The sequence below is a fragment of the Dyella amyloliquefaciens genome (genome assembly GCF_004296575.1).
In the GTDB taxonomy this organism is placed as follows: Bacteria; Pseudomonadota; Gammaproteobacteria; order Xanthomonadales; family Rhodanobacteraceae; genus Dyella; species Dyella amyloliquefaciens.
Map to the genome: position 1 here is coordinate 269,691 of NZ_SAYT01000004.1, position 25,408 is coordinate 295,098.

23 protein-coding genes are annotated in these 25,408 nt (G+C 66.4%); 6 read left to right on the forward strand and 17 right to left on the reverse strand.

The annotated features are described in order from the left end of the window. Nucleotides 1-909: 909 nt before the first annotated feature. Nucleotides 910-3,669, reverse strand: coding sequence for a DNA polymerase I (gene polA / locus EPB08_RS11530; protein ID WP_130619238.1), 2,760 nt, complete (start codon nucleotides 3,667-3,669; stop codon nucleotides 910-912). Between the two features lie 216 nt (nucleotides 3,670-3,885). Here polA and EPB08_RS11535 point away from each other — a divergent pair, with 216 nt between their 5' ends. Together EPB08_RS11535 and EPB08_RS11540 are read left to right on the forward strand one after the other, a co-directional pair. Continuing rightward, on the forward strand, nucleotides 3,886-4,380 hold the full coding sequence (locus EPB08_RS11535) for a DUF2782 domain-containing protein (RefSeq protein WP_130619239.1): 495 nt from the start codon (nucleotides 3,886-3,888) through the stop codon (nucleotides 4,378-4,380). 35 nt (nucleotides 4,381-4,415) lie between these two features. After that, nucleotides 4,416-4,847, forward strand: coding sequence for an EamA family transporter (locus EPB08_RS11540; RefSeq protein ID WP_130619240.1), 432 nt, complete (start codon nucleotides 4,416-4,418; stop codon nucleotides 4,845-4,847). A gap of 12 nt (nucleotides 4,848-4,859) precedes the next feature. Here EPB08_RS11540 and EPB08_RS11545 read toward each other — a convergent pair whose 3' ends face one another. Continuing rightward, nucleotides 4,860-5,570 (reverse strand): glutathione S-transferase, encoded by a 711-nt coding sequence (locus tag EPB08_RS11545; protein WP_130619241.1) that lies wholly within the window; start codon nucleotides 5,568-5,570, stop codon nucleotides 4,860-4,862. A 281-nt stretch (nucleotides 5,571-5,851) separates the two neighbouring features. Beyond that, a complete protein-coding gene (locus EPB08_RS11550; RefSeq protein WP_130619242.1) occupies nucleotides 5,852-6,733 on the reverse strand; it encodes a LysR family transcriptional regulator in 882 nt (293 codons plus the stop codon). A gap of 94 nt (nucleotides 6,734-6,827) precedes the next feature. On the opposite strand from EPB08_RS11550, the gene EPB08_RS11555 reads away from it, so the two are divergent. Then, nucleotides 6,828-7,826, forward strand: a complete 999-nt coding sequence (locus tag EPB08_RS11555; protein WP_130619243.1) for a bile acid:sodium symporter family protein — start codon at nucleotides 6,828-6,830, stop codon at nucleotides 7,824-7,826. Between the two features lie 194 nt (nucleotides 7,827-8,020). Here EPB08_RS11555 and purH read toward each other — a convergent pair whose 3' ends face one another. The 12 genes from purH to EPB08_RS11615 form a co-directional block, all read right to left on the reverse strand. Further along, nucleotides 8,021-9,631, reverse strand: coding sequence for a bifunctional phosphoribosylaminoimidazolecarboxamide formyltransferase/IMP cyclohydrolase (purH, locus tag EPB08_RS11560; protein ID WP_130619244.1), 1,611 nt, complete (start codon nucleotides 9,629-9,631; stop codon nucleotides 8,021-8,023). A gap of 150 nt (nucleotides 9,632-9,781) precedes the next feature. Continuing rightward, nucleotides 9,782-10,069, reverse strand: a complete 288-nt coding sequence (locus EPB08_RS11565) for a helix-turn-helix domain-containing protein (protein WP_130619245.1) — start codon at nucleotides 10,067-10,069, stop codon at nucleotides 9,782-9,784. Nucleotides 10,070-10,356: 287 nt separating this feature from the next. Beyond that, nucleotides 10,357-11,151 (reverse strand): zinc-ribbon and DUF3426 domain-containing protein, encoded by a 795-nt coding sequence (locus tag EPB08_RS11570; protein ID WP_130619246.1) that lies wholly within the window; start codon nucleotides 11,149-11,151, stop codon nucleotides 10,357-10,359. A 132-nt stretch (nucleotides 11,152-11,283) separates the two neighbouring features. Continuing rightward, nucleotides 11,284-12,189 carry a 50S ribosomal protein L11 methyltransferase gene (gene prmA / locus EPB08_RS11575; RefSeq protein WP_130619247.1) on the reverse strand — a complete coding sequence of 302 codons (906 nt, stop codon included), beginning with the start codon at nucleotides 12,187-12,189 and terminating at the stop codon, nucleotides 11,284-11,286. 360 nt (nucleotides 12,190-12,549) lie between these two features. Next, entirely contained in the window at nucleotides 12,550-12,900 is a 351-nt protein-coding gene (locus EPB08_RS11580) for a DUF7716 domain-containing protein (RefSeq protein WP_130619248.1), read from the reverse strand. A 46-nt stretch (nucleotides 12,901-12,946) separates the two neighbouring features. After that, nucleotides 12,947-14,314 (reverse strand): acetyl-CoA carboxylase biotin carboxylase subunit, encoded by a 1,368-nt coding sequence (accC, locus tag EPB08_RS11585; protein WP_130619332.1) that lies wholly within the window; start codon nucleotides 14,312-14,314, stop codon nucleotides 12,947-12,949. Between the two features lie 22 nt (nucleotides 14,315-14,336). Continuing rightward, nucleotides 14,337-14,789, reverse strand: a complete 453-nt coding sequence (accB, locus tag EPB08_RS11590) for an acetyl-CoA carboxylase biotin carboxyl carrier protein (protein ID WP_130619249.1) — start codon at nucleotides 14,787-14,789, stop codon at nucleotides 14,337-14,339. Nucleotides 14,790-14,858: 69 nt separating this feature from the next. Next, nucleotides 14,859-15,314, reverse strand: coding sequence for a type II 3-dehydroquinate dehydratase (gene aroQ / locus EPB08_RS11595; protein ID WP_130619250.1), 456 nt, complete (start codon nucleotides 15,312-15,314; stop codon nucleotides 14,859-14,861). A gap of 151 nt (nucleotides 15,315-15,465) precedes the next feature. Continuing rightward, complete coding sequence (locus EPB08_RS11600) at nucleotides 15,466-16,008, reverse strand: TlpA family protein disulfide reductase (protein ID WP_130619251.1); 543 nt, start codon at nucleotides 16,006-16,008, stop codon at nucleotides 15,466-15,468. Continuing rightward, a complete protein-coding gene (locus EPB08_RS11605) occupies nucleotides 16,008-18,203 on the reverse strand; it encodes a protein-disulfide reductase DsbD family protein (RefSeq protein WP_130619252.1) in 2,196 nt (731 codons plus the stop codon). Before EPB08_RS11605 ends, EPB08_RS11600 begins: the two co-directional genes overlap by 1 nt. 100 nt (nucleotides 18,204-18,303) lie before the next feature. After that, complete coding sequence (locus EPB08_RS11610; protein WP_130619253.1) at nucleotides 18,304-19,221, reverse strand: DMT family transporter; 918 nt, start codon at nucleotides 19,219-19,221, stop codon at nucleotides 18,304-18,306. 113 nt (nucleotides 19,222-19,334) lie between these two features. Continuing rightward, nucleotides 19,335-20,024, reverse strand: coding sequence for a glutathione S-transferase N-terminal domain-containing protein (locus tag EPB08_RS11615; RefSeq protein WP_130619254.1), 690 nt, complete (start codon nucleotides 20,022-20,024; stop codon nucleotides 19,335-19,337). Nucleotides 20,025-20,136: 112 nt separating this feature from the next. On the opposite strand from EPB08_RS11615, the gene pdxR reads away from it, so the two are divergent. Further along, a complete protein-coding gene (gene pdxR, locus EPB08_RS11620) occupies nucleotides 20,137-21,579 on the forward strand; it encodes a MocR-like pyridoxine biosynthesis transcription factor PdxR (protein ID WP_130619255.1) in 1,443 nt (480 codons plus the stop codon). Nucleotides 21,580-21,624: 45 nt separating this feature from the next. Here the strand turns inward: pdxR and cutA are convergent, their stop codons facing one another. Beyond that, nucleotides 21,625-21,942, reverse strand: coding sequence for a divalent-cation tolerance protein CutA (cutA, locus tag EPB08_RS11625; RefSeq protein ID WP_130619256.1), 318 nt, complete (start codon nucleotides 21,940-21,942; stop codon nucleotides 21,625-21,627). A gap of 341 nt (nucleotides 21,943-22,283) precedes the next feature. On the opposite strand from cutA, the gene groES reads away from it, so the two are divergent. Next, on the forward strand, nucleotides 22,284-22,577 hold the full coding sequence (groES, locus tag EPB08_RS11630) for a co-chaperone GroES (protein ID WP_130619257.1): 294 nt from the start codon (nucleotides 22,284-22,286) through the stop codon (nucleotides 22,575-22,577). Between the two features lie 95 nt (nucleotides 22,578-22,672). Then, the gene (gene groL, locus EPB08_RS11635; protein WP_130619258.1) at nucleotides 22,673-24,316 is read left to right on the forward strand and encodes a chaperonin GroEL; all 1,644 of its coding nucleotides are present in this window, start codon (nucleotides 22,673-22,675) and stop codon (nucleotides 24,314-24,316) included. Between the two features lie 81 nt (nucleotides 24,317-24,397). On the opposite strand, the gene EPB08_RS11640 is transcribed toward groL, so the two are convergent. Further along, complete coding sequence (locus EPB08_RS11640) at nucleotides 24,398-25,348, reverse strand: TolB family protein (protein WP_165418490.1); 951 nt, start codon at nucleotides 25,346-25,348, stop codon at nucleotides 24,398-24,400. Nucleotides 25,349-25,408: the final 60 nt, after the last annotated feature.

The following is a 25,408-nucleotide window of genomic DNA, read 5'->3' on the forward strand; positions in this document are numbered from 1 at the left end:
TTTCCGTCACTCCTGCGAAGGCAGGAGTCCAGTGACTTTCGCTCCTGATCTGCCGTTCCCACCAGTTGGCTCGCCTGCCGCGGGCTTCCGAGCCGCTGCCGCGGCCCGGGTCACTTTCTCTTGCTTGCCCAAGTCCCACAGGGATTAGCTTCGCGTCAGAAAGTAACCAAAGAGAACGGCACCCCGCGTGGCGCTGGCCGGGCTACGCCCAGCCAGTCCGTGAGGGGCGGCCGGGCTTTTCGACCGGGCTCCTGCCCGGACGAAAAGTGCCCGACATCCTGTCGGGCACCCCTTTGGGGCCTGATCGTCCACCCCTCACCGCCACACAGGGGAGGTTTGAAGGCTCGTGCCGCTGCGCGGCACATCGCGTTGCAGCGATGGTGGCGGCATCGTTCGTTGTGGGAGCGCACCCTGTGCGCGACCGCAGAGGTGATGATTCGCGCCGCGGTCGCGCACTGGGTGCGCTCCTACAGGGAGAAGCCCGCTCTTCGTTTCGGCTTTTGACCTTCGGGCCCCTATGGCGCGAGCAGGCGGGAGGTGGAACAGCCCGGAGGGTGGTCGGCATGGATGCCGGCCAGTGGATCGTCAGGGCAGGACGCCCTGTCGATCCACCCCGCCGCCCGCCTGCGCCCCCGCAGGGGCGCGCCATCGGGGTGGCCTTTCTCTTGGTTACTTCTCTTTGGCCACGCAAAGAGAAGTAACCCGCTGCCCGGCAGGGCAGCGGAAGCCCGCGGCAGGCGAGCCCGGTCGCGGAAGAGCCGCAACTATGTCGTTGCAAATCGGAAGGACCAGAACATCGCGGTGGAGACCGACGCGAAAGGCTGTCGCGCACAGGGTGCGCTCCCACAGTGGTGGGGCGGCGCAACCGTGCCAGCTCTACCAAAACGCAGGAAACGCAGAGACGAGCGCCTAGTGCGCCTCATCCCAATTGGCACCGACCCCAGCCTCCACCAACAGCGGCACCGACAACGCCGCCGCCCCGGACATGCGTTCGATCACGCCTGCCCGAACCTCCTCCACCGCATCCTTGCGCACCTCGAACACCAGTTCGTCGTGCACCTGCATCAGCATGTGGGCATCGTCGTTGCGCCGGCCCAGCCAGTCATGCACCGAGATCATTGCGCGCTTGATGATGTCGGCCGCGGTGCCCTGCATCGGAGCGTTCACTGCAGCGCGTTCGGCGCCGGCACGCAGGGCCTGGTTGCGGGAGGTGAGGTTCTCCAGGTACAGGCGGCGACCGAACAGGGTTTCCACGTAGCCGTCGCGATGCGCCTGCTGGCGGGTGGCGTCCATGAAGGCGTGCACGCCTGGATAGCGGGCGAAGTAGCGCGCCATGTAGTCGCTGGCCTCGCCGCGGTCCACGCCCAGCTGGCGGGCCAGACCGAATGCACTCATGCCGTACATCAAGCCGAAGTTGATCGCCTTGGCGGCGCGGCGCTGGTTGGACGTCACTTCCTCGGGCGTGAGGCCGAACACCTCGGCCGCCGTGGCGCGGTGCACGTCGCCGCCTTCGTGGAAGGCCTTGAGCAGGCCTTCGTCGCCCGACAGGTGGGCCATGATGCGCAGCTCGATCTGCGAATAGTCGGCCGCCAGCACCACCCAGCCTTCCGGTGCCACGAAGGCCTGGCGGATGCGCCGGCCTTCCTCGGTGCGCACCGGGATGTTCTGCAGGTTGGGATCTGACGAAGACACGCGCCCGGTCGCCACCGCGCCCTGGTGGTAGCTGGTGTGCACGCGCCCGGTGCGCGGGTTGACCATCTCGGCCAGCTTGTCGGTGTAGGTGGAACGCAGCTTGGCCAGGCCGCGGTAATCCAGGATCAGGCGCGGCAGCGGATGGTCGTCGGCGATCGCTTCCAGCGCTTCCTCATTGGTGGACGGCTGGCCGGTGGGCGTCTTCAGCTTGGCGGGCAGGCCGAGCTCGTCGAACAGGATGGCCTGCAGCTGCTTGGGCGAATCCAGGTTGAATTCGCGACCTGCGCCCTTCCACGCGGTTTGCTGCAGCTCCAGCATGCGCTTGCCCAGCTGCTGGCTCTGCTTGCGCAGCTCGCTCACGTCGATCAGCACGCCGCGCTGTTCCATTGCGGCGAGCACGGGCACCAGCGGGATCTCGATGTGTTCGTAGACCGAGCGCAGCGAGGGTTCGCTTTCCAGCTTGGGCCATAGCGCGTGGTGCAGGCGCAGCGTCACGTCCGCGTCTTCGGCGGCGTAGCGGCAGGCGGTATCGATATCGACCTGCGAGAACGGAATCTGTTTGGCGCCCTTGCCGGCCACCTGCTCGTACTTGATGGTCTCGTAGCCGAGATATTTCTGGGCCAGCGAATCCATGTCGTGGCGCGTGGCGGTGGCGTTCCACACGTAGGACTCCAGCATGGAGTCGTGCTTGAGCCCCTGCACCACGATGCCGTAGTGCGACAGGATGTTGATGTCGTACTTGGCGTGCTGGCCCAGCTTCGGGCGCTCGGCGTCTTCGAAGAACGGCTTCAGTGCGGCGAGCACGTGGTCGCGCGGCAGCTGCGCCGGGGCGCCGGGGTAGTCGTGGGTCAGCGGCACGTAGCAGGCATGTCCCGGTTCCACCGAGAGGCTGAGGCCGACGATGTCGGCCTGCATCGAATCGATCGAGGTGGTCTCGGTGTCGAACGCGATCAGCGGCGCGCTGGCGATCTTCGCCAGCCAGCCGTCGAGTTGTGCCTGGGTGGTGACGAGTTCGTACTGGCCCTGCATGTTCAACGCGGGGGTATCGGCTTCCCGCTCCAGCACGACCGGAGCGCTTGCTCCGGCGGGAGGTGAGGCAGGAGCCGTCGCCGCGCTTCCGGTAGCGCCTGCAGCTTCGGCATCAAGTTCCTTCAGCGCGGCCTTGAACTCGTAGCGCGTGAACAACTCGCGCAGCTGTTCGATGTGCCGGTCGCGCGGCTTGAGCTCGGTGACCGGCAGGTCCAGCGGCACGTCGAGCTTGATCGTCACCAGGTCGCGCGACAACGGCAGCTGCGGCAAGGCAGCGCGCAGGCTCTCGCCGATCTTGCCGCCGATCTTGTCGGCATTCGCGATCAGGTTGTCGAGGTTGCCGTACTCGGCCAGCCACTTTGCCGCCGTCTTGGGACCGCACTTGGGCACGCCGGGCACGTTGTCGACGGTGTCGCCGGTCAGCGTGAGGAAGTCGATGAACTGCGACGGCTCCACCCCGAACTTCTCCACCACGCCGGCGGTGTCGGTGGTGGTGTTGGTCATGGTGTTGACCAGCTGGATGCCCGGGCGCACCAGCTGAGCAAGGTCCTTGTCCGAGGTGGAGATCTCCACTTCGATACCCTTCGCATGCGCCTCCTCGGCCAGGGTGCCGATCACATCGTCCGCTTCCACACCATCGACGCGCAGGATGGGGAAGCCCAGCGCACCCACGATGGCGAGCATCGGCTGCACCTGTGCACGCAAGTCATCCGGCATCGGCGGACGGTTGGCCTTGTACAGTTCATACATCGCGTTGCGGAAGGTGGGGCCGGGTGCATCGCTCACGAAGGCCACGTAATCGGGCTTGGCCTTGAGCGTGGCCCGCAGCATGTTGACGATGCCGAACAGGGCTCCCGTCGGCTCGCCTTGCGAATTGCTCAGCGGGGGCAGCGCGTGGAACGCACGGTAGAGATAGGACGAACCGTCGATGAGGATGAGCTTGGGCATGGGGGGATTGTCGCACGTGGTGGCGAGCGCCGTTTCCGGCTGAAATGCACGGGCGGCGACTTCCTGGAAACCTCGTGACCGGAGCCGTTGTCGATGTATTCAAGTCGCCTGCTTTCCACGCCTGCCTGGAGGCGCAGGTTTGTATCGCAGGATGTTGATTCACGAGCCGCATCGGCGGGCGCTGCTATGCTCCACAACCTACAAGGAGGCCGTCATATGAAATCTGTCACATGGCTTGTTGTGCTTGGTATGGCGGTCGCATCGAGTGCGCTGGCCCAGTCGGCCAGCCAGTTTCCGCCGGCGCCGCCGCCGCCGGGCATGAATGATCCCGGTGTGAAGGCTGTGGCACCGCCCGCACCCGAGCCGGCATCGAAGGCATCCACCCCGGCGACCTCCGCCGATACGGCGGCCACGCTCAGCCAGCCGGCCACTGCGTCGCAGCAGTCTCAGCCGCGTGACGCGCGCGGTGACGCGCCGCCTCAGGTCACCGTGCATACCGAAGGCGACCAGACCGTGCAGGAATATCGCCGCAGCGGCCAGCTCTACATGGTCGTGGTGACATCCCGCGCCGGTATCACGCAGACCTACATGGTCGACCAGAAGGGTGCGTGGACCAACCAGACCGGCGAGCCGGTGAAGCCGGTGATGTACAAGGTCATGGAGTGGGGCAAGAGCAAGTCTGCCGAAGACCAGGACAACGGCGGCAAGTAAGGCACGCCGTTGAGCCTGCTTGCCGGAGCGCCTGCATGAACCCGCGCGAGAGCTGGTTGCTCTTCGCGCTGGGTTCGGCGTTCTTCGCGGCGCTCACCGCACTGTTCGGCAAGCTGGGCGTGGCGGGCATCAATTCCAACCTCGCCACTTTTATCCGCACCATCGTGATCCTGCTGGTGACGGCTGGCATCCTCAGCCTGCGCAACGAATGGGCGAAACCCACCGGCTTGCCCACCAGCAGCTGGGTATTCCTGGTGCTCTCGGGCGTCGCCACCGGCTTGTCGTGGCTTTGCTATTACCGCGCGCTGCAACTGGGGCCGGTGAGCAAGGTGGCGCCGATCGACAAGCTGAGCGTGGCCATCGCCATCCTGCTCGGCGTGTTGCTGCTGGGCGAATCGCTGAGCTGGCCGCTGGTGATCGGCGGGGGCCTCATCGTCGCCGGTGCGATCGTCATCGCGGTCTTTTGATCAGCCCGCGCGTCACAGCTCGTCCAGTTCGGGATAGTGGCGGAAGATGCCGTCCTCATTGAACGCCAATCGCCGAGGTGACGCGAGATAAGCCGCGATGCGCGGTCGCTCGGCCACGCGCTCGCTTAGCGCACGCAGCCTCTTGGTTCGCCTGCGCAGTCCCTTCATGGTGTGCGGAAACGCGTATTCCAGGCCGGCCATCAGCTGGAATAGCGACAGGTCCACGTACGAGTGGCGCCGGCCGAGTGCATGGCGCCCATCGTTGCGTTGGAGGATCTGCTCGAAATAGCCGAGGTATTTCGGAATGCGCTCCTCGCGGAACGACGCCGCGCGCTTGCGGGCCTCCGGGCGCTGTTCTTCGTAGTACTGCTCGACCGCGATCGGATGATGCGTGTCGTGCGCTTCGGCCACGATGTCGGTGATGGTGAGTTGCAGCTGCAAGGCATAGGTCTGGCTGGCGGCGGAAGCGGGCACGAGCGCATGGCGGGGGCCGAGGAAGGCAAGGATGTTTGCCGTCTGCGCGATCACCTGGCGACCGGCGCGCAGGAAAGGCGGAGCGAATGGCTGTGCGCCAGGTTGCTGGCCGCGCAGGAAAGGCATGATGGCCTGATCGCCTTTCACCCGCGCGACATCGGCGTAAGCCGCGCCCGCGTCTTCCAATGCCAGGCGCACGAATTCGCCGCGGCCCTGGATGCCGGTCCAGTAATAGAGCTCGTATCGCATGGGCCCCACCTCGCAAAAGCAAGAGGCTAAGCGGGGTGCGTTCAACGCCGTGTATAGAAAGGCGCGGTTCGGTGGTGATCGTTCGCGCCAGCATCGCTTCTTGTGAGAGCGCACCCTGTGCGCGACAACCCCAGGCATGCGCATGTGGTGCGAGGTTACAGTCGCGCACAGGGTGCGCTCCCACAAAAACGCCTCTGCATCTGCCAATGCCGCTTCACTTCGGTTGTAGGAGCGCACCCAGTGCGCGACCGCAGCGCGACATCACTCCAGGTCTGGGAAAGCTACTGCCGACCAGCCAACCCCCTGAGCTCCTCCCAAACCAGCGCCGCCAGCGGCGACAGCGACCGCTGCCTGCGCTTGAGCAGCACCACGTCACGATGCTCCTGCGGTGTCAGCGGTCGCGTCACCAGTGTCGCGGGCGGGGGCGACAAGGCCGGGCTCACGCTGATCCCCAGTCCCGCCTCCACCATGCGGAAGGCCGTATGCGTGTGGCCTGTCTGCTGCACCACGGTGGGCTCGATACCCCGGCGCGCGAACACCTGATCGATCAGTCGCCGGCTGCCCGAGGAGTAGTCCAGCAGGATCAGTGGCTGTCCCTGCAGCTTGCGCCATGGCACGCGCTGCAGCGCGGCCAGCGGATGGTCGGGACGGCATACCAGCACGAATGGATCGCGCAGGATCAGCTCGCTGTCGAACTCACCGGTATCCGGCGGCTCGATGGCCACGCCGAAATCCACCTCGCCGCCACGCACACTGTCCAGCACCATGGTCTGAGCCTGGTCGTGCAGCTGGATGGCCAGTTCGGGGTAGCGCTGCGTGCATGCAGCGATGCACTGCGGCATCAGGCTGGCCGAAAGCGTGGGGACCGAAGCGACGTGTACCTTGCCGCGGCGGCGTTCGCTTTCGGAATGCACGAAGGCAAGCACGCCTTCGAGCTCGTCCAGCACGCGGCCGATGGCGCTCTCCAGGTAGCGTCCGGCCTCGGTGGGTACGACCTCGCGCGTGTTGCGGTCGAACAGCTTCAGGCCCAGCTCGCCTTCCAGTTCGGCAATGTGCCGGCTGACCGCGGGCTGGCTCAGGTGAAGGCTCTCGGCCGCGCGCCGGAAATGCTGCTGCTGGGCCACGGCGAGAAAGACGCGAAGCTGACGCAGGCTGATATTCATAAACAAATCATATCAATGGATCAGATAATACGATTTGAATAATCAATGGCGCGGGGTTCCAATACCTTCCTGCCTCGCCCGCCCGTTGCCCGCCATGTTCCTGCGCCGCTTCCTCCCCGATCGTTTCACCTGCGCCCTGGTCGTTACGGTGGCGCTCGCCAGCGTGCTGCCGTGCCGCGGTGCGACCGCAAGCGCGTTCAACGTGCTCACCGACCTGGCCATTGGGCTGTTGTTCTTCCTGCATGGCGCGAAGCTCTCCCGCGAGGCGGTGGTGGCGGGCATGACCCACTGGCGCCTGCACCTCACCGTGCTGGCCAGCACCTTCGTGCTGTTCCCGCTGCTGGGCGTGGTGCTGCGTCCGCTGCTGTCGCCACTGGTGACGCCCGATCTGTATCTCGGCGTGCTGTTCCTCTGCACCCTGCCTTCCACGGTGCAGTCGTCGATCGCCTTCACTTCGATGGCGCGCGGCAATATTCCCGCGGCCATTTGCGCGGCGTCGGCCTCCAGCCTGCTCGGCATCTTCATCACGCCGCTGCTGGTGGGCGTGCTGCTGGAATCGCATGGACAGGGCGGCATGAGCTGGGATGCCGTGGGCGCCATCGTGCTGCAGCTGCTGGTGCCGTTCGTGGCGGGGCAGGTCGCTCGGCGCTGGATCGGTCGCTGGGTGGAACGCCGTCGCGCCATGCTCTCCTATGTGGACCAGGGTTCGATCTTGCTGGTGGTCTACACCGCCTTCAGTGCCGCCGTGTTGCAGGGCCTGTGGAAGCAGATGCCGCTGCCCGTGCTGGGCGGCCTGCTGGTCGTCAACGTCGTGTTGCTGGCGATTGCCCTGCTGGCGACGCGCTATGGTGCGCGAGCGCTGGGCTTCCAGCGCGCCGATGAGATCACCATCGTGTTCTGCGGCTCGAAGAAGAGCCTCGCCAGCGGCGTGCCGATGGCCAAGGTGTTGTTCGCAGGGCACCCGCTCGGCGCCATCGTGTTGCCGATCATGCTGTTCCATCAGATCCAGCTGATGACCTGTGCAGTGCTGGCGCGTCGTTATGCGGCGAGGCCGGTGGAGGTCACCCGCAAACTGGTCGAGACGTCCAGCTGAGCGCGACGCCAGTCGGTAGGAGCGCACCCAGTGCGCGATAAGCCGACGAAGCGGTGATGCGGGAGCTAATGATTCTCGCCAAAGCCCAACGCTCTAGTTGAGTCTCACGTGGCGGTCGCGCACTGGGTGCGCTCCTACACAGGGGCAGCGATAAAAAAACGGGGCCCAGAGGCCCCGTTTTTCGTTGCATCCGCTCAGTGGCGGAAGTGGCGGATGCCGGTGAACACCATCGCCATGCCGTGCTCGTCCGCGGCGGCGATCACTTCGGCGTCGCGCATCGAACCGCCGGGCTGGATCACCGCACTGATGCCCGCAGCCGCGGCTGCGTCGATGCCGTCGCGGAACGGGAAGAACGCATCGGAAGCCATCACCGAGCCGCGCACTTCCAGCTTCTCGTCGGCCGCCTTGATGCCGGCGATCTTGGCGCTGTACACGCGGCTCATCTGGCCCGCGCCGACGCCGATGGTCTGGCGGTTCTTCGTATAGACGATGGCGTTGCTCTTGACGTACTTGGCCACCTTCCAGGCGAAGATCAGGTCGTCGATCTCGGCGGGCGTCGGTGCGCGCTTGGTGACGATCTTGAGGTCTTCCGCCTTCACCATCGCGCGGTCGGCGGTCTGGATCAGCAGGCCCGAACCCACGCGGCGCGAGTCGACGCCCGGGTGTGGCTTGCTCAGGTCGCCATCGGCCGGCGGCGGAATCTCCAGTGCACGCACATTGGCCTTCTTGGCGAAGACCTTCAGCGCGTCATCCTCGTAGCCCGGCGCCAGCACCACTTCGACGAACTGACGGTCGACGATGGCTTTGGCGGTGGCTGCGTCAACCACGCGGTTGAACGCGATGATGCCGCCGAAGGCCGAGGTCGGGTCGGTCTGGTAGGCGAGGTCATACGCGCGACCGATGCCGTCGAGGCTCACTGCCACGCCGCACGGGTTGGCGTGCTTGACGATCACGCAGGCCGGCTTGGTGAAGCTGCGTACGCATTCCCACGCGGCATCGGAGTCGGCGATGTTGTTGAATGACAGTTCCTTGCCCTGCAGCTGGCGGAACGTGGCCAGCGTGCCCGGCGACGGGTACAGGTCGCGGTAGAACGCGGCCTGCTGGTGCGGGTTTTCGCCGTAGCGCAGGTCCATCACCTTCACGAAGCGGCCGTTGGCCTGTTCCGGGAAAGCGTCGTGCCCGGCAATGCCGTCAAGGCTGTCGTTGAGCTTGAGTGCGGAGAGGTAATCGCTGATCGCGCCGTCGTAATTTGATACGCGGTTGAATGCGGCGACGGCCAGCTTGAAGCGCGTGGCGCGCGAGAGGCCGCCATTGCCCTCGATCTCGGCGAGCGCTTCTTCGTACTGGTCGGGCGAGGTGAGCACGCCGACGTCGTTCCAGTTCTTCGCCGCCGATCGCAGCATGGCCGGGCCGCCGATGTCGATGTTCTCGATCGCCTGCTCCAGCGTGCAGTCGGGCTTGGCCACGGTCTGCTCGAACGGATACAGGTTGAGCACGAGCAGGTCGATCGGTGCGATGCCCAGTTCCGCCATCACCGCGTCGTCGGTGCCGCGACGGCCGAGCAGGCCACCATGCACCTTCGGGTGCAGCGTTTTCACGCGGCCATCCATGATTTCGGGGAAGCCGGTGAGCTCACTCACGTCCTTGACCGCTATACCGGCCTCGCGCAGCGCCTTGGCGCTGCCGCCGGTGGAAAGCAGCTCGATACCGGCCTTGCTCAGTCGCTGGCCCAGTTCAAGCAGTCCGGTCTTGTCCGACACGCTGATCAGCGCGCGGCGAATGGGAGTCACAGCAGAGGCGGACATGGCAGCTTCCATAACGGGGAAGCCAGACATTATAGCCGTCTGGAGCCGAACCGTCGGCAAATGGCCGTGTCAGCGGATGGACGGCCAAACGCCGCGGGCTTCAGGGTGCCCGATCGGATGCTGCCATGGGAGGGGTTGAAGCGGGGTGGGTTACAGCAGGCCGTGCGCGGCCAGCTTCTTGCGCAGCGTGGCGCGATTGATGCCGAGTGCAGCGGCGGCGCGGCTCTGGTTGCCGTCGTGCCAGGCCAGGACTTCGCGCAGCAGTGGGCCTTCGACTTCGCGAATCACGAGCGCATGCAGGCCCTCGCCGCACTCGGTATCGCCGATGTCGGCGAGATAGCGGCGTACGGTGCGGGTGACGCATTCGCTCAACGCGCTCTGCGACGAATGCTCTTTGGGAGATTCGTTGGCAGGCAGTCTTACGGCATTCACTGACATTTCCCCTCACGCTCTGACACAACGGCTACATTGGCCGTTGCAGTGGTTATGGCAATACCGCGGGCGGCGGCTCGCATGGATCGCCGGGTGCAGCAGTAAGGACGAAGGGGCGAGTGTACCCGCGAAGGCGGACAATTTTAAGTCCCTATTCGTCGGATAGATGTTCCCGTACGACCGGTCCGGAAATGTCCTGTGGACAAAATTCGGATCCAATGGCACGGACCGTGCCTGAACGACTTGCCGCCTGCTGACGGAAGCGCAAGCGGGCGTCCCGCGCAAATGGACGGCTATTCGAAACCGAATTCGAACGCTACCGCCTTGCCCTCGGGATCTTCCACTTCGAGCATCAATGCGGCGGTGGCGCCGGGGGCGAGTCCGCGCTGCATGATGTTGGTGTCGCCGAGATACTCAGCGGGGCGCAGGCGGCGCATCGCGAGCCGTTTGCCATTGGCATCGGACAGCGTGACCGATACGACGGGATAGGGTTGTGCGAAGTCGGCGTCGTTGCGCAGGCTCGCCGTGATCAGCAGGGCGCCAGGCACGGAGGGGTGGGCCTGCACGTCCCGCGCAAGCAGGCTCAGCTTCGAGGTGTCCTGTACCAGGGGCAGTTGGCAACCCAGGCTGGAGCAGGCGTCCCGCAGCACGGGGCCGACCGTGGCGTCGCTGATCAGGGAGTCACGCTTGGCCCAGGCCAGTTGGGCGCACAAGGCGAGCAGCAGCAGCGTGCAGGCAGTGATCCAGGGCCAGCGAAGGCCCCGGCTCTTTTCCTTTTGGCGCACAAAGCGCGGCGCCACCACAAGATGGCTGAAGTCCTCGACGGGGTCGGGCTGGGCAGCGATGGGCTCGGCTATCGCCGGGACCTCGGCCGGTGGGCGATAGACCGCCAGGTCCAGCCGTGGCGGCACGAATTCATCGCGCGACGGCAATCGATGGAAGGGTTCCGGCGGCAACTGGTCGCTGAGGCTGGCCAGTGCATCGAACTCAGTGTGGCAGTGCCCGCACACGACCTGACCGCGCGCTTGCGCAAGCGTTTCCGTGTTCAGCGAGAACACGGTCAGGCAGTCAGGGCATTGGGCGTACATGCGGTCCGCTGGTTTCGAACTGTGGCAAGCCTAGTGCAGGCGTGCCGACAAATCACGCGCATGCATGCGCGAAGCGTGAACAGGCACTCAGCTGCGACGTCGGCCGCTCCTGCGCATCCTGCGCTCGCGGCACTAGCACTTCCCTGTGCGTCGGCCGCTGATGCGCACCCAGTCTTCCTGCGTATCCACGCGCAACTCGTCGAACCATTCGGCGTAACGCTGCAGGAGTTCTTCTTCCTGACCCTGCAGGATGCCGGAGATCGCGAACGGTGCACCGGGCTTCGCCGCGGCGGCGAAGGTCGGCGCCAGTTCGCCCAGCGGGCCGGCGAGGATGTTGGCGATGAACACGTCGGCCGGCTCCGCCTCCAGGTCTTCGGGCAGGAACAGGGAGAGGCGGTCGGCCACTTCATTGCGTTCGGCATTGTCGGCCGAGGCGGTCAGTGCCTGCGGATCGTTGTCCACGCCTACCGCGCTGGCGGCGCCGAGCTTGAGCGCGGCGATGGCGAGGATGCCCGAGCCGCAGCCGAAGTCGACGATGCTCTTGCCCTTGAGGTCCAGGCTGTCGAGCCACGCCAGGCACAAGGCGGTGGTGGGGTGCGTGCCGCTGCCGAAGGCGAGGCCGGGATCGAGTCGGACCACCACGATGTCCTCGTCGGCGGGCGGCTCGATGTTCCACGGATAGATCCACAGCCGCCGCCCGAAGGCCATCGGCTTGAACTGGTCCATCCAGGCGCGTTCCCAGTCTTCGTCGGCCACGTCGCGGAATTGCATGTGATCCGGTTCCAGCCAGGGCAGCAGGTCGCCCAGCGCTTCGCTCAGGCCACGGCGATCGGTGTCCGATTCGAACAGCGCATTGAGCGTGATCGTCGGCCACAGCGGCAATTCGCCCACGCCGGGCTCGAAGATGGCCTGCTCATCCGGCGTTTCCGCATCGGCATCCTGCAGGGTGATGGACAGCGCGCCGAGATCGTCGAGTGCCTCCTCCACGCGGGGCTGCTGTTCGGAACGGACAGTGAGCGAGAGTTCGAGCCAGGGCATGGCGGGTTCCTGCAGGTGAGGCGGGTATTGTCGCCGATGTGGGAGTCGGGCGCTAAAGCGCGACCCTCACTTGTGGGGGCGCACCCAGTGCGCGACCGCGCGGTGGCGGTGTCATTCGGTGATTTTGTCGCGGATGGGCGTCAGTTGACGAGGAAGCCGGTCGGTGTGGCCAACACGCGGCGCCACTGTCGCGCACAGGGTGCGCTCCCACAATTTGGGGCGGCCCCTTGTAGGAGCGCACCCAGTGCGCGACCGCAGACTAGCGTTCTGCCCCAGTCGGTGACTTGCATGATGACAGCGCAGCGCGACGACTGCTCGTCGCGGTGACCGTGCCGCCGTGATCGCGCACTGGGTGCGCTCCTACAGGGAGAGGAACGTGTCGTGGCGGTGGTAGTAATCGAGTGCGCGAATGAAGTCGGCGATGTCCGAATCCGCCTTGTGCTTGCGCTGCACGAACAGCACTTCGACGAAATCGGCCGCTTCCAGGAAATGGCGCAGATGGTGTTGCGCGGCGAACGCGGGCAAGGCCTCGCCGTTGTCGTCGATCAGTGCGTCGTCTTCATCGGCGACGTGCGAGAGATACAGGCGGCAGTCCGGCGAGGTGATTTCGCTGCGGATATAGACCCACGCGTAGCGGTCCCAGCCATCGCCTTCGTCGAAGGCGGAAGTGATCGCGTCGATCGCGTCGGGGAGGGTCAGCAGTTCGGACATGTCGGGACGACACCGGCGAGCCGCGTGTGCGGCTCGCCGGCAGACATCAGCCGCCGGTGGCGGCCTTTTCCTTCTGTTCGGCCATGCGCTTTTCCAGGTAGTGGATGTTCTGTCCACCCTGCTGGAAACCGACGTCGGCCATGATGCGCTGCTGCAGCGGGATGTTGCACTTCACGCCTTCGATCACCGTTTCGGCGAGTGCCAGGCGCATGCGGGCGATGGCGGTTTCGCGATCCGGACCGTGCACGATCAGCTTGCCGATCATCGAGTCGTAGTTCGGCGGGATGCGGTAGCCGTCGTACAGGTGGGTGTCCACGCGCACGCCCGGGCCGCCCGGCGCCTCGAAGCGCTTCACCGTGCCCGGTGACGGCAGGAAGTTGTCCGGATCCTCGGCGTTGATGCGGCACTCGATCGCATGGCCGTGGATCTTGATGTCCGACTGGCGGATCGAGAGCTTTTCGCCGCCGGCGATCAACAGCTGCTCGCGCACCAGGTCGATGCCGGTGATCAGCTCGGTCACCGGATGTTCCACCTGGATACGGGTGTTCATCTCGATGAAGTAGAAGCGGCCGTCCTCGAACAGGAACTCGAAGGTGCCGGCGCCGCGGTAGCCGATGCGGATGCAGGCATCCACGCAGACCTTGCCGATCTGCTCGCGCAGTTCCGGCGTGATGCCCGGCGCGGGCGCTTCTTCCACCACCTTCTGGTGGCGGCGCTGCATGGAGCAGTCGCGCTCACCCAGGTGGATGGCATTGCCCTGGCCGTCGGCAAGCACCTGGATTTCCACGTGGCGCGGATTTTCCAGGAACTTCTCCATGTACACCTGATCGTTGCCGAAGGCCGCCTTGGCCTCCTGCTTGGTCATGGTGATGGCATTGCCCAGGTGGGCCTCGGTGCGCACCACGCGCATGCCGCGGCCACCGCCGCCACCGGCGGCCTTGATGATCACCGGGTAGCCGATGTCACGCGCGATGCGGATGTTTTCATCCACGTTGTCGCCGAGCGGGCCGCCGGAGCCGGGTACGCACGGCACGCCGGCGGACTTCATGGCCCGGATGGCTTCGACCTTGTCGCCCATCAGGCGGATTACGTCCGCGGTCGGGCCGATGAAGATGAAGCCCGACTGTTCCACCTGTTCGGCGAAGTCGGCGCGTTCGGAGAGGAAGCCGTAACCCGGGTGGATGGCCTGGGCGTCGGTGATCTCAGCCGCCGCGATGATGCGCGGGATGTTGAGGTAGCTGTCGACCGACGGCGCGGGGCCGATGCAGATCGACTCGTCGGCGAGGCCGACGTGCTTGAGGTTGCGGTCTGCGGTGGAGTGCACCGCCACGGTCTTGATGCCAAGACTGTGGCAGGCGCGCAGCACGCGCAGGGCGATTTCGCCGCGGTTGGCGATGACGACTTTTTCGAGCATGGGCATAGGGGTCAGCCCGCGCTTAGGCGATCACGAACATCGGCTGGTCGAACTCCACCGGCTGGCCGTTCTCGAGCAGGATGGCCTGCACGGTGCCGGCCACGTCGGCCTCGATCTGGTTGAACATCTTCATCGCTTCGATGATGCCCAGCGTCTCGCCGGCCTTGACCTGCTGGCCGACCTTCACGAACGCCGCGGCGCCCGGGCTGGCCGACGCGTAGAAGGTGCCGACCATCGGCGCCTTCACCACGTGGCCGGCCGGCAGGGCCGGGGTGCTCGGCGCGGCTTCGGCCGGAGCGGCGGCCACGGGTGCGGCAGCCATCGGGGCGGCCTGCATCACCGGTTGGGCCATGGTCACCGTGCCCTTGGGCACGCGCGACAGGCGAACGACTTCCTCGCCTTCCTTGATCTCAAGTTCCGCGAGGTTGGATTCCTCAAGCAGGTCGATGAGCTTCTTGATCTTGCGCAGGTCCATGGTTCAAACCTTTTTTCGTTCGTGGGGCCGCCGCGGCGGCCGGATGGGAATGAGGGCGGCCGGAGCCGGTCAGGAGGCCGATCCGCTGCGGTCCAGGCGCAGCAGGGCAGCATCCAGTGCCAGTCGGTAGCTGTCCGCGCCGAAGCCGCAGATCACGCCAACGGCGATGTCCGAGAGATACGAATGGCGGCGGAACTCCTCGCGGGCATGCACGTTGGACAGGTGCAGCTCGATGAAGGGGATCGCCACGCCGGCCAGCGCGTCGCGCAGGGAGATGCTGGTATGGGTAAAGGCGCCGGGGTTGATCAGGATGATCGCCGTGCCGTCCAGGCGGGCCTGGTGGATGCGGTCGATCAGCGCGTGCTCGGCGTTGGACTGGAACGTTTCCAGCTCCTGGCCCGCGGCCTGCGCGCGCTGCAGCAGGAAGGCGTCGATATCGTCCAGCGTGTCGCGGCCGTAAACCTCCGGCTCGCGTACGCCCAGCAGATTGAGATTGGGTCCGTGCAGGACCAGGATCTTCGCCACGCCTTGACCTTGGATGCGCGCCGGCAGGGCCGGCTTCCGGCGCGGAGTGTGCGCGCCGGGACCGTTGTTGTCCAGTTCGGCGTAGTTCGGCGATGTTTGAAGGAGAAGTTAACGTTTCACCGTGCGGAGACGTATGGCGTCCGAAACCGCATCAGGGCGCGGTTGGCGCCAGCCACTGCTGCACCTGGCCGTCGTCCAGTACGCCGCGGCGGGTGGCGAGCACGCGGCCGTTCTCGTCCAGAAGCACGCTGTAGGGCAGCAGTTCGCCGACGTTGCCCAGCTGCAGGGAGGTACTGGGGCTTTCGAGGTGACCAATCAGCACCGGATAGTTCACGGGGTGGCTCTCGAGAAAGGCCTTCACCCTCGCCGGATCGTCCATGGCGATGCCGACGACGATCCCTCCCTTTTCGCCGACGTTCGCCTGGGCACGTGCGAGTGCCGGCATTTCCGTCAGGCAGGGGCCGCACCAGGTGGCCCAGAAGTTCAGCAGTACCCGACGACCCCGAAATTCGGAAAGGCGGTGCTCCTTGCCGTCCAGGCCCGATAAAGGAAGATCGGGGGCGATCGACCCCGTTTCGATGGCGGCTCCGCCCGCAGGCGCGTGCGCTTGCCGGCTGGCGTGCTGCAGCCAGCCGCCCGCGGCAGCCACGGCGACGGCAAGCCCCAGGATGATCCAGTTGCTGCGGCTCAACATCATAGGGTGCTGGCGACCGGCGTGCCGGCGGCCTTGGTCAGTGCGTCCTCGACCAGCGAGGAGGTGAGCACGGTCGGCAGCCGGTTACCGGTGCCGCCGTCCTTCGGAAACACCACGTAGAGCGGCACGCCCGGCGAGTGGTATTCCTGCAGGAAGGCGGTGATGGCGGGATCCTCGTTGGTCCAGTCGCCCTTCATGTAGACGGCACCGGTCTTCTTCAGCAGTTCGCGGAAGGCCTCCGTGTCGAGCACGGCATGCTCGTTGGCCTTGCAGGTGACGCACCAGTCGGCCGTCATGTCCACGAACACGGGCGTGCCGGCCTTGCGCAGCTCGGCCAGCTTCGCCGGGGTGAAAGCCACCGTGCCGTTGGCGCTCACGGCGCCCGCGCCAGCTGGCGCTGCCGCCGGCAGTCGGACCAATGCATAGAGCGGGACTGCGGTGAGCAGGGCGAGCACGAAGACCAGCGCGCGGCTGGCGCGGCCGCTCCAGCGGCTCTTCTCGAACCACCACAGTGTCGCGGCCAGCAGCACGGCGGCCACCAGCAGCAGGCCTATGGCATCCGCGCCGCGCTGGTTGGCGAGCACCCAGGCCAGCCACACCGCCGCCAGATACATGGGGAAGGCCAGCACCTGCTTGAGCGTTTCCATCCAGGCGCCCGGCCTTGGCAGCAGCCGGGCCAGTGCGGGGACGAAGCCGATCGCCAGGAACGGCAGGCACAGGCCCAGTCCCAGCGTGAAGAACACCAGCATGGCCTGCGCGGCGGGCGCGGCGAAGGCAAAGCCCAGTGCCGGGCCCATGAAGGGGCCGGTGCACGGGCTGGCCACCACCACGGCGAGTACGCCGACGAAGAAGTCGCCGCGCCAGCCCTTCTGGTTCGCCAGCGAGCTGCCCACGTTGCCCAGCGATCCGCCGAACTGCACCACGCCGGACATCCACAGGCCGGCCGTCAGCATCACCAGCGACAAGGCGGCAACCAGCAGCGGGTATTGCAACTGGGCGCCCCAGGCCTTGGCCAGCGCCACCACGGCGGCGCCGAGCACGACGAAGCTGGTCAGCACGCCGGCGCTGTAGGTCAGTGCATGGCTGCGGCGACGCGCGGGGCTTTCGCCGCTTTCGATCACCGACACCACCTTGATCGACAGCACCGGAAGCACGCAGGGCATCAGGTTGAGGATCAGTCCGCCGAACAGCGCGTACAGCAAGGCGATGCCCAGGCCGACCTCGGTGGCGCGCGCAGGCGGCATCTCCGGCGCCGGTTCCGCCGCGGTGCCACTGGTAGGTGTGGCGCCACTCAGGTCGATCGCCAGCGCGCGCGTCATCAGCGGATAGCAGACGCCTCCGTCCTGACAGCCCTGGAAGCTCGCTTCCAGATTGATCGTCGTGAGGCTGCCGGTATCCCCTTCGATGGCCACCGGCACGTCGACCTGATCGAAGAACACCGTGGTCTTGCCGAAGTGCGCATCCTCGTGTTCCACGCCGGCCGGCCACTCGGGCTTGCCCAGCGTGAGTCCAGCGGCGTCCTTCAACTTCAACGCGGTCTGGTCGCGATAGAGGTAGTAGCCCTTGGGCATGGTCCAGCGCAGCAGCAGGTGCTGCCGGTCCTTGGCGAGCGCTTCCAGGTGGAACGCCTGCTCTGCCGGCAGCATGGCGCCGGCGCTGCCGCCGCGGGTCGAGCCGAGCTTGTCCAGTGCTGCGCCGAGGCCGCCTGCGCCGGCCGTCGGGGCTGCGTCCGCGCCGGGGGGCACAGTCAGGGTGAGCTGCTCCGTATGCGGCGGATAACAGATCTTCGGGGCCACCTCGTGGCAGCCCTGGTACTGCACGCTGAGCTTCAGCTCCGTCGTGGCGGCCGCGATCGTGTAAGGCACCGTGGCATCGACGCCGTGGTGATAGGTCTCCACGTCGCCCAGGTATTCGTCGTGGTGCTTCTCGCCGTCGGGGAGCTGCGCCTCGCCCAGCGTCACGCCGTCGCCAGCCTTGAACTTCATGCGGCCGCGATAGAGGTAGTAATCGGGCGCAATGGTCCAGTGCAGCTTCACCACGCCGGGCGTGGAGGTGTCGGCGCTGAGCTTGTACGCCTCGGTCACCGGCAGCAGGCCGTCGAGGTCGTCCTGGGCCAGGGCCGGCAGCGCAATCGACAGCAGGCAGAGCAGGGCAGTAAGGCAGGCGGCCAGGCGGCCGGGGCGGATCAGGCGCATTGCGGCTCCAGCATGGAGAGACCCGCGCCAGGGCGCAGGCGAACGGGAATTATGACCCAGCTTGAGGATCAGGGCCCTGTGGCGGATGGACCATCCGGATTCAGGCGTGTTCCGTCATGACTTCGCTCAAGCCCGTCCCGCGGTTACGGAGACGCAGCAGGCCGGTGGTCAGCGCCACGCCCAGCAGGATCACCACGCAGCCGCCTGCCATGGCCAGGGTGATCGGCTCATGCAGGAACAGCAGGCCCCACAGCACGCCGAACACCGGGATCAGGAACAGCACCACCATGCTGCGCGAGGCGCCCACGCGGGCCATCAGCCGGTAGAACAGCACGTAGGCCAGCGAGGTGCAGATCGCGGCGAGGCCGAACATCGCCGCCCACGCCGACACGCCGGGCATGCGGGCCGGCCACATCCATACGGTGAAGGGCAGCAGCACCGCCGCGGCCACCAGCTGGCTGCCCGTGGCCACGCTCAGTGGCGTGACGCCGCGCAGCGTGCGATGGCTGACATGGGCGCCGACCGTGTAGCAGACGTTCGCGCCGACACAGGCGGCCATGGCCCAGCCCGACGCGGCGGCGCCGTGTCCGCCGAAACCCACCGTGCCGGCCACCAGCCACACCACGCCGGTGAAGCCGATTACCAGGCCGCTGGCCTGGGTGGCGTTGAGCCGTTCGCTGAACAGCATCCAGCCCGACAGCGCCACCAATAGCGGCGCGATGGCATCGGAAATGGCGGAGACGCCAGCCGGCAGGCTCTTTGCCGCATAGGAGAACAGCACGAACGGCAGCGCTGAATTGGCTAGGCCCACGATCACGAGAGGGCGCCAGTTCGTCGCCATTTCCCTGAGCCGCTGGCGCGACAGCAGCAGCGGCGCCGAGCAGATCGCCGCGCCGATGGCACGCATCCCGGCCAGCGCCATGCCGCCGAATTCGTCCGCACCCATGCGCATGAACAGGAACGAGGCGCCCCAGATGGCTCCCAGCAACAGCAAGGCGGTGATGTCGGACGTTTTCATGGTCGGGACTCTGTGATCGCCCTTCCAGCTTTGGCGGGAAGGACGGACGCTGGGGATGGTGGGGCCGTTATGGAAGGCTAGCCGTCCATAGTGTCAGAACCTGTCAGCAGACTTCAGCGCTTGCCCTGGCCGAACAGCACGCGGCGTTCTTCCTCGGACAGGGGCTGCTTCGGGGTGTAGGTGTTCTCCACCCCTTCATAAGTGCGCTGCGTGGCCGGACGGGCCGAGATCGCCAGGAACCAGCGTTCCAGGTTCGGGAAGTCGGAAAGCGTCTGTCCATGCGCCTCGTGCGGCACGATCCACGGATAGCTGGCGATGTCGGCGATGGAGAACGCGCCTGCGATGAAGTCGCGATCGGCCAGGCGGCGGTCGAGCACGCCGTACAGGCGGGCTACCTCACGGGTATAGCGGTCGACCGCATAAGGCACCGGTTCCGGCGCATAGACGCGGAAATGCCCCGCCTGCCCGGCCATCGGCCCCAGGCCGCCCACCTGCCAGTACAGCCACTGCAGCACCTCCAGCCGGTCACGGAGGTTGGTGGGCATCAGCTGCCCCGACTTTTCCGCCAGGTACTGCAGGATCGCGCCGGACTCGAACACCGTGATCGGCGCGCCGCCGCCCGCGGGGGCGTGGTCGACGATGGCGGGGATCTTGTTGTTGGGGGAAATGGCCAGGAAGGCCGGCTGGAACTGCTCGCCCTTGCTCAGGCTGACCGGGGTGATGAAGTAGGGCAGCCCGGTTTCCTCGAGGAACAGCTTGATCTTGAGGCCGTTGGGGGTGGCGGCGAAGTAGAGCTCGATCATGGGGAGTGCTCCAGCGGGGACGGTGAGCCTAGTGTCGGTGCCCCACTGGTCTTGAAAAAGATCCAGATCAGAGGAAATCTTCCGGACCAGTCAATCCCCGGACGCCAGCGCCATGGATCAGCCGCTCGCCTTTCCGCTCGACATCCCCGCGCGGGGCCGCCTGGAGGCGCTGCACGGCCAGTTGCGTGCGGCCATTCTCGACGGACGCCTGGCGGGCGGGCAGGGCCTGCCATCCACCCGCGCGCTGGCGAGTTCGCTGGGCATCTCGCGCAACACGGTGGTCGCGGCCTACGACCGGCTGCTCAGCGAGGGCTATGTGTCTGCGCGCCATGGCTCCGGTTACGCGGTCGCCGAGGGATTGGCCAAGAAGAAGGCGACGCTGCCGGCCGCCGACGAAGGCGATCGCCGACTCGCCGGGCGCTGGAGGAACGTAGCCAGGCCGGTCCGAAGCGGCAGTAACGCGCCCGTGCGCTACGACTTCTGCGTGGGCCTCCCGGATGCATCGCGCTTTCCATTTGATGCCTGGCGCCGTTTGTCGGCGCGCGCCTTGCGTGGCCTGTCGCGCACGCCGGCGGTCTATGACGCGCCGGCCGGGCGACAGGCACTGCGCGAAGCCATCGCGGGGCATGTCTCCTTCGCCCGCGCGGTGACCTGCGGGGCGGACGACATCGTGGTCACCAGCGGTGCGCAGCAGGCGTTCGACCTGCTGGCGCGCTGCCTGGTCACTCCGGGCCGCACGGTGATCGCGGTGGAGGATCCGGGCTACCCGCCGCTGCGCGCGGCGTTCGAGGCGGCCGGCGCCAGCGTGGTGCCGGTGCCGGTCGATGAGGAAGGGTTGGTGGTGGAGCAGATTCCGACGACCGCAAGGGTGATCTACGTGACGCCCTCGCACCAGTTTCCGCTCGGCATGGTGATGTCGCCGGCGCGACGCATGGCCCTGCTCGACTTCGCGCATCGCCACGGCGCCGTGATCATCGAGGACGACTACGACGGCGAATTCCGCTACGGCGGCCGCCCGCTGGATGCGCTGCAGACGTTGGATCGCGAAGGCCTGGTGTTCTACGTCGGCACCTTTTCCAAGAGCCTGTTTCCCGCACTGCGCCTCGGTTACGTGGTCGCGCCGCCGTGGGCGATGGCCGCACTGGCGCAGGTGCGCCAGATCAGCGACTGGCATAGCGATGTGCTGGCGCAGGACACGCTGGCGCTGTTCATCGTCGAGGGTCACCTCGCGCGCCATGTGCGCAAGATGCGCCGTATCTACGCCGAGCGTCGCCAGGCGTTGATCGATGGTCTCGCGCGCCACGCAGGGGATCTGCTCGCGCTGCAGGCCTCCGACGCGGGGCTGCACGTGGCCGCGCTGTTGCAGACCGATCAACGCGCCAGCGATCTGGTGCGGCGCGCCGCGGAGCAGGACATGCGCATCGAAGCGCTGGCCGGCTACGCCATCGATGCGAACCCGCCCAACGGCCTGGTGTTCGGCCTGGGCGTGCTGCCGGTGGCGCGGATGGAAGAGGCCACGCAGGCCTTGGGGCGGCTGTTGAAGACCAGCCGCTGAGAGCGGTCTCCACAACTCCCCGGCAGCAGTTGCTGTCGGCCGGGCTCAGCCCGGATCGCGCACCCAGTCCAGATAGGCCTCATGCCCTTGCGCCACCGGCACGGCGATCAGTTCCGGCAGTTCGTAGGGGTGCAGCGCCAGCAGCCGCTCCTTGAGGGCGGCAAAGCGCTGCCCGGTGGTCTTGATCATCAACAGCTCCTCGCTGTCGGTGACCACCTCGCCCTTCCAGCGGTAGGTGGAGCGGATACCGGGGATGCGATTGACGCAGGCGGCCAGGCCCTCGCCCACCAGGGCCTCGGCCAGGGCCTGGGCGCTGGCGGGGTCGGGGCAGGTGCAGTAGCAGAGCAGGACGGGGTTGGACATGGCCCCAGCCTAGCGCGCCCCGCCCGACCCGGCACCCCTCACCCTCCTTGTAGGAGCGCACCCAGTGCGCGATGGGCGTTTGGGGCTCGCGCTCCGTCAGCTTTTCGCGCACTGGGTGCGCTCCTACAAAAGGCCAAAAAAGCCCCAGCGCGCCCTTGAAAGCCCTGAACGCTTCCCCCATTGCATGGGTCAGCCACCGGATCGGCACCGTTTGCAGGGGGGCTTTGCGTCGTTATGATTGGCACTCACCTACCGGGAGTGCTAACAGCGCAGCCACCAGGCGCCGCTCCGGGGTAATCCCTTTTTTGTTCCACCCATCCAATCAAGCTGGAGCCCATCCAATGAGCAAACTGCGTCCGCTGCACGATCGCGTCATCGTCAAGCGTCTCGAAGAAGAGCGCGTCTCCGCTGGCGGCATCGTCATCCCCGACAGCGCCACCGAGAAGCCGACCCGCGGCAAGGTCATCGCTGCCGGCGCGGGCCGCATCCTGGAAGACGGCAAGGTGCGTCCGATGTCCGTGAAGGAAGGCGACACCGTGCTGTTCGGCAAGTACGCCGGCCAGGAAATCAAGATCGACGGCGAAGAGCTGGTCTTCCTGAAGGAAGACGACATCGTGGCTGTGATCGAAGCCTGATTGGTTTGATGGGGTTTAGCGCGAGATCCGCGCTTTGTAGAAGCCCTGTCGCCAGCGTTCCCATTCCTAATTCAATTTTTTGAGGCAAAAAAATTATGGCAGCTAAAGAAGTCCGCTTCGGCGAAGACGTCCGCGCCCGCATGCTCAAGGGTGTGAACACCCTGGCCAATGCCGTGAAGGTCACCCTCGGTCCGAAGGGCCGCAACGTCGTGCTCGAGAAGAGCTTCGGCGCCCCGACCGTGACCAAGGACGGCGTCTCCGTGGCCAAGGAAATCGAACTGGCCGACAAGTACGAGAACATCGGCGCGCAGATCGTCAAGGAAGCCGCTTCCAAGACCTCCGACGTCGCCGGCGACGGCACCACCACCGCCACCGTGCTGGCCCAGGCGTTCATCCAGGAAGGCCTCAAGGCCGTTGCCGCCGGCATGAACCCGATGGACCTGAAGCGCGGTATCGACCAGGCCGTCGTGGCCGCCGTGGGCGAGCTCAAGAAGCTCTCCAACCCGACCGCTGACGACAAGGCCATTGCCCAGGTCGGCACCATCTCCGCCAACTCCGACTCCGCCATCGGCGAAATCATCGCCACCGCGATGAAGAAGGTCGGCAAGGAAGGCGTGATCACCGTCGAGGAAGGCTCGGGTCTCGAGAACGAGCTCGACGTCGTCGAAGGCATGCAGTTCGATCGCGGCTACCTGTCGCCGTACTTCATCAACAACCAGCAGTCGCAGCAGGTTGAACTGGACGACCCGTTCATCCTCATCCACGACAAGAAGATCTCCAACGTGCGTGAGCTGCTGCCGGTCCTCGAGGCCGTCGCCAAGGCTGGCAAGCCGCTGCTGATCGTCGCCGAGGAAGTGGAAGGCGAAGCGCTGGCCACCCTCGTGGTCAACACCATCCGCGGCATCGTCAAGGTCGCCGCCGTGAAGGCGCCGGGCTTCGGTGACCGTCGCAAGGCCATCCTGGAAGACATCGCCATCCTGACCAACGGCGTGGTGATCTCCGAGGAAGTGGGCCTGGCCCTCGACAAGGCCACCGTCACTGACCTGGGCCGCGCCAAGCGCGTGGTGATCACCAAGGAAAACACCACCATCATCGACGGCGCCGGCGAAGCCGAGCGCATCCAGTCGCGCATCGGCCAGATCAAGGCGCAGATCGAAGAGACCTCTTCGGACTACGACCGCGAGAAGCTGCAGGAGCGCGTGGCCAAGCTGGCTGGCGGCGTGGCCGTCATCAAGGTTGGCGCTGCGACCGAAGTCGAGATGAAGGAAAAGAAGGCCCGCGTCGAAGACGCCCTGCACGCTACGCGCGCAGCCGTTGAAGAAGGCGTGGTCCCGGGCGGCGGCGTCGCCCTGATCCGTTCGCTCAAGGCCGTCGAAGGCCTGAAGGGTGCCAACGCTGACCAGGACCTGGGCATCGCCATCACCCGTCGCGCCCTGGAAGCCCCGCTGCGCGCCATCGTCGCCAACGCCGGTGACGAGCCGTCGGTGGTGCTGAACGCCGTGAAGGAAGGCAAGGGCAACTTCGGCTACAACGCGGCCACCGGCGAGTTCGGCGACATGATTGCCTTCGGCATCCTGGACCCGACCAAGGTGACCCGTTCGGCCCTGCAGTTCGCCGCCTCGGTGGCCGGCTCGATCATCACGACCGAAGCGGCCGTGACCGAAGTGCCGAAGAAGGACGAAGGCCATTCGCACGGTGCGCCGGGCGGCATGGGCGGCATGGGTGGCATGGACTTCTAAGTCCACGCCTTCCGGCATCGCTACAGAGAAAACCCCGCCTTGTGCGGGGTTTTTTTTGGACGTCCAGATGATTTTCGGTTGTTAGTGCGATCCGGCAGGCGCCTTGCCGGCATGCGCGTCGAGCCACGGCACCAGTGATACATCCCAGATGTTGTACTTGCCGTTGTCCCAGTCGGCACGCGCCGCTCCTGGAGGGCTGTTGCTCAGCCGGTCACTGGCGAAATACAGCGTGCGGTGGTCGGGACTAAGGCGGGCTTCGGCGTCCGAGCCGGCGCTGTTGACCTCGTTGCCGAGGTGTTTGGGTGTGCCCCAGCGTCCGCCGTCCCGGAACACGATGAACAGGTCGATCTGCTGGGCCGGTGCGCGGCTGGAACCAAATACGAGGAAGGACTGGTCGGGTGCCACCGCCGGATCCACGTCGGTGGTGGTGCCGTCGCTGAAGGGCAGGGGCTCGGGCTTCTGGTAGATGCCCTTGATGCAGGCCGCGCGGAACAGTCGGAAGTGCTTGGGATCATCGGCCGGGCGCATGAAGTAGAGCGTGCCGTCCGCGGCGATGCTGGGGGCGAAGGTGGAGTCGCTGGCATTGACGATGTCGGGCAGTCGCACGGGGGCACTCCAGCCATCGCCCTCGCGCCGGGCCACCCACAGGTTGCCGCCGCCCTCGGGAAAGCGTCGTCCCATGAAGTAGCCATCCAGTGGCTTGCCGCCCGGGGTCCTGGGGCGATTGGAGATGAAGACGAGCTGGCGGCCGTCCGGCGACATGCTCGGCTCCATGTCGCTCCAGTGTCCGGAGAACGGCGCCGTGGTCGGCGTGGACCAACGCCCGTCGCTCTCGTGACTGACCAGGATGGTCGAGTGAGGGCCATCGCTGCGCGAGAAATACACGGTATGTCCGTCGGGCGCGAAGGCGGGTGCGCTGTCGTGCTGGGGGCCGGAGATGACGCCGGGGGCGAAGACGGCTGGTGCCGTGTCGACCGCCCACGCCGACGTGGCGGCGAGGGCGAGCATGCAAGAGAGGGCCTGGCGAATCATGCGGTCCGTGTCCTTCGGTAGCCGATCGGTTCGTGCCAACAGCGGCAGGGCCATGCAGGG

What these genes read in the sequence shown, in the direction of transcription:
- cutA (WP_130619256.1), bottom strand. Translation starts at nt 21,942, where the DNA reads ATGTCCAACCCCGTCCTGCTCTGCTACTGCACCTGCCCCGACCCCGCC.
- EPB08_RS11535 (WP_130619239.1), top strand. Translation starts at nt 3,886, where the DNA reads ATGAAATCTGTCACATGGCTTGTTGTGCTTGGTATGGCGGTCGCATCG.
- EPB08_RS11555 (WP_130619243.1), top strand. Translation starts at nt 6,828, where the DNA reads ATGTTCCTGCGCCGCTTCCTCCCCGATCGTTTCACCTGCGCCCTGGTC.
- groES (WP_130619257.1), top strand. Translation starts at nt 22,284, where the DNA reads ATGAGCAAACTGCGTCCGCTGCACGATCGCGTCATCGTCAAGCGTCTC.
- EPB08_RS11640 (WP_165418490.1), bottom strand. Translation starts at nt 25,348, where the DNA reads ATGATTCGCCAGGCCCTCTCTTGCATGCTCGCCCTCGCCGCCACGTCG.
- accB (WP_130619249.1), bottom strand. Translation starts at nt 14,789, where the DNA reads ATGGACCTGCGCAAGATCAAGAAGCTCATCGACCTGCTTGAGGAATCC.
- accC (WP_130619332.1), bottom strand. Translation starts at nt 14,314, where the DNA reads ATGCTCGAAAAAGTCGTCATCGCCAACCGCGGCGAAATCGCCCTGCGC.
- EPB08_RS11600 (WP_130619251.1), bottom strand. Translation starts at nt 16,008, where the DNA reads ATGTTGAGCCGCAGCAACTGGATCATCCTGGGGCTTGCCGTCGCCGTG.
- EPB08_RS11605 (WP_130619252.1), bottom strand. Translation starts at nt 18,203, where the DNA reads ATGCGCCTGATCCGCCCCGGCCGCCTGGCCGCCTGCCTTACTGCCCTG.
- EPB08_RS11540 (WP_130619240.1), top strand. Translation starts at nt 4,416, where the DNA reads ATGAACCCGCGCGAGAGCTGGTTGCTCTTCGCGCTGGGTTCGGCGTTC.
- polA (WP_130619238.1), bottom strand. Translation starts at nt 3,669, where the DNA reads ATGCCCAAGCTCATCCTCATCGACGGTTCGTCCTATCTCTACCGTGCG.
- purH (WP_130619244.1), bottom strand. Translation starts at nt 9,631, where the DNA reads ATGTCCGCCTCTGCTGTGACTCCCATTCGCCGCGCGCTGATCAGCGTG.
- EPB08_RS11615 (WP_130619254.1), bottom strand. Translation starts at nt 20,024, where the DNA reads ATGATCGAGCTCTACTTCGCCGCCACCCCCAACGGCCTCAAGATCAAG.
- EPB08_RS11580 (WP_130619248.1), bottom strand. Translation starts at nt 12,900, where the DNA reads ATGTCCGAACTGCTGACCCTCCCCGACGCGATCGACGCGATCACTTCC.
- prmA (WP_130619247.1), bottom strand. Translation starts at nt 12,189, where the DNA reads ATGCCCTGGCTCGAACTCTCGCTCACTGTCCGTTCCGAACAGCAGCCC.
- EPB08_RS11570 (WP_130619246.1), bottom strand. Translation starts at nt 11,151, where the DNA reads ATGTACGCCCAATGCCCTGACTGCCTGACCGTGTTCTCGCTGAACACG.
- EPB08_RS11610 (WP_130619253.1), bottom strand. Translation starts at nt 19,221, where the DNA reads ATGAAAACGTCCGACATCACCGCCTTGCTGTTGCTGGGAGCCATCTGG.
- pdxR (WP_130619255.1), top strand. Translation starts at nt 20,137, where the DNA reads ATGGATCAGCCGCTCGCCTTTCCGCTCGACATCCCCGCGCGGGGCCGC.
- EPB08_RS11545 (WP_130619241.1), bottom strand. Translation starts at nt 5,570, where the DNA reads ATGCGATACGAGCTCTATTACTGGACCGGCATCCAGGGCCGCGGCGAA.
- EPB08_RS11565 (WP_130619245.1), bottom strand. Translation starts at nt 10,069, where the DNA reads ATGTCAGTGAATGCCGTAAGACTGCCTGCCAACGAATCTCCCAAAGAG.
- EPB08_RS11550 (WP_130619242.1), bottom strand. Translation starts at nt 6,733, where the DNA reads ATGAATATCAGCCTGCGTCAGCTTCGCGTCTTTCTCGCCGTGGCCCAG.
- groL (WP_130619258.1), top strand. Translation starts at nt 22,673, where the DNA reads ATGGCAGCTAAAGAAGTCCGCTTCGGCGAAGACGTCCGCGCCCGCATG.